The 9623-nt window shown below is 71.8% G+C and carries 7 protein-coding genes; 4 read left to right on the top strand and 3 right to left on the bottom strand.

Annotated features, from left to right (window positions below; genetic code table 11):
• Positions 1–53: 53 nt before the first annotated feature.
• Complete coding sequence (locus AOK17_RS23605; RefSeq protein ID WP_055614543.1) at positions 54–2597, bottom strand: polynucleotide kinase-phosphatase; 2544 nt, start codon at positions 2595–2597, stop codon at positions 54–56.
• Positions 2594–4120 carry a 3' terminal RNA ribose 2'-O-methyltransferase Hen1 gene (locus tag AOK17_RS23600; RefSeq protein ID WP_055614542.1) on the bottom strand — a complete coding sequence of 509 codons (1527 nt, stop codon included), beginning with the start codon at positions 4118–4120 and terminating at the stop codon, positions 2594–2596. Before AOK17_RS23600 ends, AOK17_RS23605 begins: the two co-directional genes overlap by 4 nt.
• A gap of 298 nt (positions 4121–4418) precedes the next feature.
• Here AOK17_RS23600 and AOK17_RS23595 point away from each other — a divergent pair, with 298 nt between their 5' ends.
• The 3 genes from AOK17_RS23595 to AOK17_RS23585 all read left to right on the top strand — a co-directional run bounded on the left by AOK17_RS23595 (position 4419) and on the right by AOK17_RS23585 (position 8000).
• On the top strand, positions 4419–5714 hold the full coding sequence (locus AOK17_RS23595) for a hypothetical protein (RefSeq protein WP_055614541.1): 1296 nt from the start codon (positions 4419–4421) through the stop codon (positions 5712–5714).
• Positions 5715–5839: 125 nt separating this feature from the next.
• A complete protein-coding gene (locus AOK17_RS23590) occupies positions 5840–7342 on the top strand; it encodes a sensor histidine kinase (protein ID WP_245697322.1) in 1503 nt (500 codons plus the stop codon).
• Between the two features lie 4 nt (positions 7343–7346).
• The gene (locus AOK17_RS23585; protein ID WP_055614539.1) at positions 7347–8000 is read left to right on the top strand and encodes a response regulator; all 654 of its coding nucleotides are present in this window, start codon (positions 7347–7349) and stop codon (positions 7998–8000) included.
• Between the two features lie 185 nt (positions 8001–8185).
• On the opposite strand, the gene AOK17_RS23580 is transcribed toward AOK17_RS23585, so the two are convergent.
• Positions 8186–9109 (bottom strand): LLM class F420-dependent oxidoreductase, encoded by a 924-nt coding sequence (locus AOK17_RS23580; protein WP_055614538.1) that lies wholly within the window; start codon positions 9107–9109, stop codon positions 8186–8188.
• Between the two features lie 236 nt (positions 9110–9345).
• Here AOK17_RS23580 and AOK17_RS51305 point away from each other — a divergent pair, with 236 nt between their 5' ends.
• A complete protein-coding gene (locus tag AOK17_RS51305) occupies positions 9346–9516 on the top strand; it encodes a hypothetical protein (protein ID WP_169801946.1) in 171 nt (56 codons plus the stop codon).
• Positions 9517–9623: the final 107 nt, after the last annotated feature.

Genomic DNA, 9623 nt, shown 5'->3' with positions numbered 1-9623 from the left:
CGGCGCTTCCGGTGGGGAGGCCGCCACGCCGCCTCCCCACCGTCGGCGGATGCCTACAGCCGCGGGTCCACCGGCTCCGACTCCAGCGCCAGCACCCCGAACACCGCCTCGTGCACCCGCCACAGCGGCTCACCCTCGGCGAGCCGGTCGAGGGCCTCCAGCCCCAGGGCGTACTCGCGCAGGGCCAGCGACCGCTTGTGGTTGAGGAAACGGCCGCGCAGACGGTCGAGGTTCTCGGGCCGGGTGTACTCGGGACCGTAGATGATCCGCAGGTACTCCCGCCCCCGGCACTTGATCCCGGGCTGGACCAGCCGCCCGTTCTCGCCGCGCACCACGGCCAGGTCGGGCTTGACCACCATGCCCTCACCACCGCGGCCGGTCATCTCCAGCCACCAGTCGACCCCGGCCCGCACCGACTCGGGATCACCCGTGTCGACGAAGAGCCGCCGGGTGGTCTGGAGAAGCCCGGACGGGTCGTCCGCCACCAGCCGGTCGATCAGCGCGAGCTGCTCCTCGTGCGGCAGAGCCGCGAGGCTCCGCCCCCGCACGGCGAGGATCTGGAAGGGCGCGAGACGGACACCGTCGAGCCCGGACGTGGTCCAGCAGTAGCGCCGGTACGCGTCGGTGAAGGAGGCGGCATCCACGGCCCGCTCCCGCTGCTTGACCAGCAGGTCCTGGACGTCGACGCCACGCGCCGCCGCCCCTTCGAGGGCGGCCACCGCTCCCGGGAAGACGGCTCCGGCCGCCGCACCCACCGCGGCGTACTGCGAGCGCAGCAGCCCGGAGGCCTTGAGCGACCAGGGCAGCAGCTCGGCGTCGAGCAGCAGCCAGTCCGTCTCCAGCTCCTCCCACAGACCCGCCTCGGTGACAGCGGCACGCACCCGCCCGAGGACCTCCTCGGTGACGGCGGAGTCGTCGAAGAAGGGGCGTCCGGTGCGGGTGTAGAGCGCGCCCGACACCCCGTTCGCGCCGAACCGCTCGCGCGCGGTCTCCTCGTCCCGGCACACCAGCGCCACCGCCCGCGAACCCATGTGCTTCTCCTCGCACACGACCCGCGCGACCCCGTCGGTCCGGTACTGCTCGAACGCCTCGACCGGGTGCTCCAGGTAGCCCTCCACCTTGGAGGTGGCGGTGGGCGCCATGGTCGGCGGCAGATACGGCATCAGCCGCGGGTCCACGGCGAAGCGGCTCATGACCTCAAGAGCCGCGGCAGCGTTCTCCTCGCGTACGGAGACACGTCCGGCGTGCCGGGTCTCCACGACCCGGCGGCCGTGCACGTCCGCGAGGTCCAGCGGACGCCCCTCGTGTCCGCCGGGCGCCTCGGAGGCCAGCGGCTTGACCGGCTCGTACCAGACCCGCTCGGCCGGTACGTCGACGAGTTCGCGCTCCGGCCAGCGCAGCGCGGTGAGCTTGCCGCCGAACACCGCACCGGTGTCCAGGCAGATGGTGTTGTTCAGCCAGGTGGCCTCCGGGACCGGGGTGTGGCCGTAGACCACGGCCGCCCGGCCCCGGTAGTCCTCAGCCCACGGGTAGCGCACCGGCAGCCCGAACTCGTCGGTCTCGCCGGTGGTTTCGCCGTACAGCGCGTGCGAGCGGACCCGGCCCGACGTACGCCCGTGGTACTTCTCGGGCAGTCCGGCGTGGCAGACGACGAGCCGGCCGCCGTCGAGGACGTAGTGGCTGACGAGCCCGTCCACGAACTCCCGTACCTGCCCCTTGAATTCGTCGCTCTCCCCCTCCATCTGCTCGATCGTCTCGGCGAGGCCGTGGGTGTGCTGGACCTTGCGGCCCTTGAGGTGACGGCCGTACTTGTTCTCGTGGTTGCCCGGCACGCACAGGGCATTGCCCGAGCCGACCATGGACATCACCCGGCGCAGTACGCCCGGGGTGTCCGGGCCGCGGTCGACGAGGTCGCCGACGAACACGGCCGTACGGCCCTCGGGGTGCACGCCATCCGCGTACCCCAACTTGCCGAGCAGCGACTCCAGTTCGGAGGCGCAGCCGTGGATGTCGCCGATGATGTCGAACGGACCGGTGAGGTGGGTCAGGTCGTTGAACCGCTTCTCGGTGCGGACCTCGGCGCTCTCGATCTCCGCCACGCCCCGCAGGACGTGCACCTTCCTGAACCCCTCGCGCTCCAAGTGCCGCAGGGAGCGGCGGAGTTCGCGGGTGTGGCGCTGGATGACGCGGCGCGGCATGTCGGCGCGGTCGGTGCGGGAGGCGTTGCGCTCGGCGCACACCTCCTCGGGCACGTCGAGCACGACGGCGATCGGCAGCACGTCGTACTTCCTGGCGAGCTCGATGAGCTGCTTACGGCTCTCCTGCTGCACGTTGGTCGCGTCGACGACCGTGCGCCGGCCCGCCGCGAGGCGCTTGCCCGCGATGTAGTGCAGGACGTCGAAGGCGTCGCCACTGGCGCTCTGGTCGTTCTCGTCGTCGGCGACGAGGCCGCGGCAGAAGTCCGACGAGATCACCTCGGTCGGCTTGAAGTGCTTACGGGCGAAGGTGGACTTGCCCGATCCGGACGCGCCGATCAGCACGACGAGGGACAGGTCGGTGACGGGCAGGGAACGAACCTTGGTGTCGGTGCTGGTCATGCGGCCTTCTCCTCCTTCGTGTTCCGGTCCTTCGTGTTTCGGTCCTTCGTGCTCTGGTCCTTGGTGTTCTGGTCCTTGGTGTTCTGGGCGCTCACCGTGAAGACGGCCATCTGGGTCGGTGGCCCCACCTCGGGGTCGTCGGGCCCGACCGGCTCGAACCGCACGTCGTACCCGTGCCGTTCGGCCACCGTCCCCGCCCAGCCGCGGAACTCCTCGCGCGTCCACTCGAAGCGGTGGTCGCCGTGCCGGACATGGCCGGCGGGGAGGGTCTCCCAGCGGACGTTGTACTCGACGTTCGGCGTCGTCACGATGACGGTCCTGGGGCGCGCCGAACCGAACACCGCGTACTCCAGGGCGGGCAGCCGCGGCAGGTCGAGGTGCTCGATGACCTCGCTCAGCACGGCGGCGTCGTACCCCTTGAGCCGCTTGTCGGTGTAGGCCAGCGAGCCCTGGACGAGCTTGACGCGCTCGGACTGCCGCTCACCCATCCGCTCCAGCTTGAGCCGCCGCGAGGCGATGGTGAGCGCACGCATCGAGACATCGACCCCGACGATCTCGGTGAACCGCGTGTCCTTGAGCAGCTCCTGCACCAACTGGCCCTGCCCGCAGCCCAGATCGAGGACCCGCGCGGCGTCGGTGGCCTTCAGCGCGCCGACGATCGCGTCCCGCCGCTGTACGGCGAGCGGTACCGGCTTCTCCTCCGTGTCCGTCTGCTCGTCGACGGCGTTGTCGATCTCCTCGACCGCGCTGTCGTCCGTCTCCGCGAGCCGTACGAGTTCGAGGCGCTCCATGGCCTGCCGGGTCAGCGACCAACGGCGGGACAGATAGCGGCTGGTGATCAGCTTCTGCTCCGGGTGGTCCGGCAGCCAGCCCTCCCCGGCCCGCAGCAGCTTGTCGACCTCGTCGGACGACACCCAGTAGTGCTTGGCGTCGTCGAGCACCGGCAGCAGGACGTACAGATGCCGCAGCGCGTCGGCCAGGCGCTGCTCACCCTCCAGTACGAGGCTCACGTACCGCGAGTCGCCCCACTCGGGGAACTCGGTGTCCAGCGCCACGGGTTCGGCACCCACCGACCAGCCGAGCGGCTCGAACAGCGCCCGTACGAGATCGGCCCCGCCGCGGGCCGGCAGTGCGGGCACCTCGACGCGCAGGGGCAGCGGGCGCGCGGGCAGGTCGGGCTTCGCCTGGCAGGTGCCCTTCATCGCGCTGGAGAACACGCTGCTCAGCGCCACGGCGAGCAGGGACGAGGCGGCGTACGGCCGGTCGTTGACGTACTGCGCGAGAGCCGCGTCCGGGGCCCCGCCGCGGCCCTTGCCCTTGCCGCGCCGGACCAGTGCCACCGCGTCGACCTCCAGCAACAGCGCCGCCGTGCAGCGCTCCACGCTCGCCTCGGGGTAGACGACATGCGCCTTGCCGTAGGAGGTGGAGAACGCCTGCGCCTTGTCGGGATGCTTGTGCAGCAGGAAACCGAGGTCGGTCGCGGGGCGCTCTGGGGTGCCGGTGGTACTGATCGTCAGGAACACGGTGGTCTGCCTCGAAACGTCTTTCAGAACCGCTTCTGAACTGCGGAAATCGGAGGGTGCCGCCGTCCGGCACCGTGCCCAACGTACAGCCAACCTCTCTGGAGAAGTCAGGCATTTTCCGTCCTCCGCGCAGGGCAGGCGAGCGGCTCTCGGGCTGCACGCGGGTGGCTTCCGGGCCGATCGGACCGGATGCTTGGCCGGTTGGACCGGGAGCTTGGCCGGTCGGCCGACGTGGTGGGGTGCGGTGTCCGTCTAGCGTCGGTCTCGTCCGGCCACCGCAGCCCGAGGGGAACGTTCGATGCACCAGCGACCGACGACCGGAACACCCGCCGACGCCACCGCCATTGCCGCATCGGCCGCATCGGCCGCCTTGGCCGCCTTGGCCGGAGCGCCCACGGAGTTCGAGCTCGACGTCATGGAACTGCTCGTGGAGGCACTGCGCGACGCGGTCAGGTTCGAGTCACCGGCCGTGGGCACCGAGAACCTGCTGTCCGCGCTCGTGATGGGTGAGACGGACGCCGGTTCGGCGATGGCCCCCGGGATGCGAAAGGCCGGCTCGCTCAGCGGTCTGGTCTCGGGCCGGGCCGGCAGCGGTGGGGCGGCCTGGGCGAACGACGACGGATACGGCAGCACTCCGGTGGACGCCACCGCCGAGGACGAGGCCGAGGTCGACGCCGCCTGGCGCGAGGCACAGTGGCGCTTCGGGCTCAAGGCCGGCGCATCGCGTGGCGCGCGCAAGGCGAAGGAACCGGCCGCCGAGAGCGACCGGCCGCTGCCCGGGATGACCGACGCGACGCGGATGTGCCTGCTGCTCGCGCTCAGGTCGGCCCGCGCCGAAGGGACGGTCGCGGTGCGCTGCCGGCACGTGGCGCGGGCCCTGCTGAACCTGCCGGCGAGCCGTGCCCGGGAAGCACTGGTCGTGGAGCGGCTGGACCTGGCCGCCGCGGCCACGGCGCTCGACGCACTGGACGCGAGGGCCTCGGCGGAGACCGAGGGACCGGAATCCCGTGGCGTCCTGCTTCTCCGGCGGGCCGGCACGCTGGGCAGGAGCGGCAACCGCCTGTCGCGGGCGTTCACGTCGTGGACCGCCGGGTCGTCCATCTACGGCTCACCGGTGTTGTTCGCGGTGAGCGTCGAGGCCGCACGGCAGGTGGCGCGGTACGGGCGCGGCAAGACGGAGCCCGTGGACCTCCTGCTGGGAATCCTGGCCCTGGACCGGGCGTTGGCCGTCGCCGGACGGTCGCTGCCCGAGGAGCTGGCATCCGTCAGCACGGCCGCCGAACTCCTGCGCCGACACGGCGTACGGCACGAGTCCCTGGCCCGTTCGGCGACCATCGACGCACCGGCCGGCGGCCTCGACCAGACACATCTCTCCGACTCCGCCCAGCAGGTCAAGGCGGCGGCGCAGCTCATCGCCGCCGAACAGGGTTCGCCCACGGTCGGTACGGTCCACCTGCTGGCCGCGCTGCTCGAAGCACCCGCGGTCGACGCGGAGGCGGGGGCCGAGGGCCGGACGGTCGGACGGCTGCTGGCCGCCGAGCGGGTGGACACCGCCGCGTTGCGGGCGGAGCTGGGTCCGCGGCCGGGCGCATGACATCGGAGGACCGGCCGGCGGCTACCTTCCCTGGCGCGGCTACCGTTCCTCCCGGCGGATCGGTGATGCGCGGATCCGTGATGCGCGGATCGGTGATGCCGGGGGCAGAGGCGAACATGAGTCAAGTGACGCAAGAGGAACGGCAGTTGCCCGGACCGCCGGGTCGCGGGCCGAGCGACGCGGTACGGCGGTTGCGCCGCGAGGCGGCCGAGATCCGGGCCGCGGTACGGGCCGCTCCACGCCGTACGGTCGTCGCCGAGTCACTGGTGTGTGCCCTGGCGGCGGCCTTCGGGCTGATCCCGCTGCTGCTGATACCGCCGGACCGGCCGGTCCTCGCGGTGCTGGAGGCGTTGTGGGCGGCGCTGCTCGTCGCAGCGCGGCGCGGCCGTCCGGTCGCCGCGGTCCTGGGCGCCTTTCCGCTGCTGATGGGTGCCAACGTCTGGGTGCTGGCGGTGGTACCGCTGATCGTGCTGTCCGCCACCCGCCGTATCGCGCCGCCGCGTCGTGCGTGGCGGATCGTCGGGGTGGCCTGCGCCGCGCTCGGCGGACTGACCGTCGCCGCGGGCCTGTTCCGGTGGGAGACCCTGCCGATGAAGCTGGCGGAGAACGCCGTCTCCGCCGTACTCCTCCTGCTGCTCCCCACCCTGGCCGGCACGATGCTGGGCCGGCGACGGCCCCTGGTCGACCTGCTTCGGGAGCGCAACGCCTATCTGGAGCAGACCCGGGCGCTGACCGCCGCGGCGGCCCGGCTGGAGGAACGGACCCGGATCGCACGGGAGATGCACGACCTCCTGGGCCACCGGCTGAGCCTGATCTCGGTGCACGCCGGGGCACTTGAACTCGCCGCCGCACGCCAGGCCCCTCCGCTGGCCGGACAGGTGGAACTGCTGCGCACGACCGCGGGTACGGCCATGGAGGAGCTCCGCGAGATCCTCGGCGTCCTGCGGCGCACGGACCTGTCGGACGAGACCGGCGGCGACCGGGGAACGTACGACGACATCACCACTCTGGTGACCCAGTCCCGGCAGACGGGTGGTGGCTCGGTCGAGCTGGTCTGGTCGGTTCCCGACACGGTCGAGGTGAGCGCCCGTGTCCGGCAGGCGATCCACCGGGTGGTCCGCGAAGGGCTGACGAACGTGCTGAAACACGCGTCCGGCGCGCCCGTCCTGGTGGAGGCCAAGGGCACGGACGCGGGCATCGAGGTGTACGTCACCAACGGCGCGCCGCGCGTGCCGGGCGACTCCCAGGGAGGAACGAGCAGCGGGCTGGCCGGACTTGAGGAGCGGATCTCGTTGCTCGGCGGCACCTTCGGAGCGGGTGCCCTGCCGGACGGCGGCTTCCGCGTGACGGCGTGGCTGCCGTCCCATCCGTCCCACACGACGAACGGTCCGGCGCCCTCACCCGCGCCCTCGCCCTCGCCCTCGGAGGCCGACGCCGCCCCCTTTTCCCATGCGCCCCGCCCTCCTTCCGGCGACGGCGACACCTGGCGGCCGGGGTCCAACCCCCCGTTGTCGGCCCAGACCCTGACCTGGCCGCGCGTCCTGGGCGCCGGGTGCACGGCGGTGCTCGTGGTCCTGCCCACGGCGGGCTTCCTGATCGTCCTGCTGGTGATGGCGGCCCTAGGATGAGCTGATGATCCGAGTGCTGGTCGCCGACGACGAAGCGCTGATGCGCGTCGGAATCCGGCTGATCCTGGAGAACGCCGACGACATCGAGGTCGTGGCCGAAGCGGGTGACGGCCTGGAGGCCGCCGCGGCCTGCCGTACCCAGGAGATCGACGTCGCCCTGCTCGACATCCAGATGCCGACCAGGGACGGCATCGCAGCCGCCGAGGACATCGCCCGGCTCTCGCCCCGTACATGTGTGGTGATGCTGACGGCCTTTGGCGAGGAGGCGAGCGTGACGCGGGCCCTGCGGGCCGGGGCGAGCGGGTTCCTGCTCAAGGACACCGGTCCCGCCGAACTGATCCGCGCCGTGCAGCTCGCCGCGAAGGGCGAGCCGGTCCTCGCGCCCCGGATCACGCGCCAACTGCTCGAACGGCACGTACGGTCCGGCCGTGACACCGAGGCCGCCCTGCGCAGGACCGAAGAACTGACCCCGGCCGAACGGGATGTCCTGCGGCTGCTCGGCACCGGCCTGTCCAACGCGGAGATCGCCGACCAGCTGTACATGAGCGCCGGCACGGTCAAGGCCCACATCAGCCGGATTCTGACCCGCACCGGCTGCGCCAACCGCGTCCAGGCAGCGGTCCTGGCCCATGACGCGGGGTTGCTGACGGACCGCTGAGGCGGGGTCCGCAGCACGGGCGGGGGACGCTCGCGGCTTCGGCGTTCGGCTTCGGCGTTCGACTTCGGCCTCGCTCCGGTCGCCCGGCTGCGGTCCCGGCCAAGGTGCTTCCGTCGGCCAGGGACCGGGGCGAACCCCACGACGGTCACCGGCCGACGGGCCACGGGGGCGCGGCGACCACCCGACTACCCGAGCTGGGACTGCACCTGGGAGGAGATCAGCTCCAGGTGGTCCAGATCGTCGAGGTCGAGGATCTGGAGGTAGACGCGCTGGGAACCGACCTCCGCGTACCGGCCGATCCTTTCGACGACCTCGCCGGGGGTACCGGCCAGCCCGTTCGCCTTCAGCTCTTCCACCTCGCGGCCGATCGCGGCGGCCCTGCGGGCGACCTCCGCGTCGTCCTTGCCGACGCAGGCGACGAGCGCGTTGGAGTAGACGAGATCGGTGCCCTTGCGGCCGATCTCCTCCGCCGCCGCCCGCACCCGGCCGAACTGGCGCTCGCTGTCCTCGATCGACGCGAACGGCATGTTGAACTCGTCGGCGTATCGGCCCGCGAGGCGCGGGGTACGGGTGGCTCCGTGACCGCCGATGAGCACCGGCACCTTGGACTGAGCCGGCTTGGGCAGCGCGGGCGAGTCGGTGAGCTGGTAGTACGTGCCGTCGTAACTGAAGGTCTCGCCGACCTTCGTCTCCCACAGCCCGGTGACGATCGCCAGCTGCTCCTCCAGACGGGCGAACTTCTCCTTGGGGAAGGGGATGCCGTACGCCTTGTGCTCCTCCTCGAACCAGCCCGCGCCCAGGCCCAGTTCGACACGGCCGCCGGACATCTGGTCGACCTGGGCGACCTGGATCGCCAGGACGCCGGGCAGGCGGAACGTACCGGCGGTCATCAGTGTGCCGAGGCGGATCCGCTTGGTCTCTCGGGCGAGTCCGGCGAGGGTGATCCAGGCGTCCGTGGGGCCCGGGAGGCCGTCCGCGGAACCCATGCGGAGGTAGTGGTCGGAACGGAAAAACGCGTCGAAGCCGAGGTCTTCGGTGGCCTTGGCGACAGCGAGAAGGGTGTCGTAGGTGGCGCCCTGCTGGGGCTCGGTGAAGATTCGAAGATCCATGCCTCCATCCTGCACGGTCGAACGTCGGTCAACCTCATCGGTCCCGCCGGTCCTCCGCGTCCCCGGTCGGGTGAAAATCCGTCAACCGTGTGCGTGGGGGAATACCGCGCCAGTGACCCGTCTGTGCGGTGATCGTTGGCTCGGGCGGAGCCGGACCGCCCGGCACCCGTCGCCGGCGGTCGGCCGGTGCGTTGCTGGTTCTCCCCGTGGGGAGGGCGAAGGCCGAGGAGGCCGTCATGTCCCAGGAAGCCGTTCCGTCGTCGCAGCCCAAGGGTTTGCTGCAGCAGATGGAGGAGCTGATGGCGGCGCTCAACGCGGATCTGTCGCAACTCGACGCGGATTTCGGGCAGTCGACCGAGCGCCGGGCTCCGGCCCCGACCCCGGCCGACGGGTCCGACCGCGCCTGATCTGTGCGGGTTCGTTGTGGCTGGGCGCGCAGTTCCCCGCGCCCCTGGGTGGCCCGGCCCCGAGGTATTTCAGCCTCTCCGGCGTTTGAGGAGCGGGGGTTCGGGGG

The sequence above is a fragment of the Streptomyces phaeochromogenes genome (assembly GCF_001418655.1).
GTDB lineage: Bacteria > Actinomycetota > Actinomycetes > Streptomycetales > Streptomycetaceae > Streptomyces > Streptomyces phaeochromogenes.
This window is presented reverse-complemented; position numbering and strand designations above follow the sequence as displayed.

What these genes read in the sequence shown, in the direction of transcription:
- AOK17_RS23595 (WP_055614541.1), top strand. Translation starts at nt 4,419, where the DNA reads ATGCACCAGCGACCGACGACCGGAACACCCGCCGACGCCACCGCCATT.
- AOK17_RS23580 (WP_055614538.1), bottom strand. Translation starts at nt 9,109, where the DNA reads ATGGATCTTCGAATCTTCACCGAGCCCCAGCAGGGCGCCACCTACGAC.
- AOK17_RS23605 (WP_055614543.1), bottom strand. Translation starts at nt 2,597, where the DNA reads ATGACCAGCACCGACACCAAGGTTCGTTCCCTGCCCGTCACCGACCTG.
- AOK17_RS51305 (WP_169801946.1), top strand. Translation starts at nt 9,346, where the DNA reads ATGTCCCAGGAAGCCGTTCCGTCGTCGCAGCCCAAGGGTTTGCTGCAG.
- AOK17_RS23585 (WP_055614539.1), top strand. Translation starts at nt 7,347, where the DNA reads ATGATCCGAGTGCTGGTCGCCGACGACGAAGCGCTGATGCGCGTCGGA.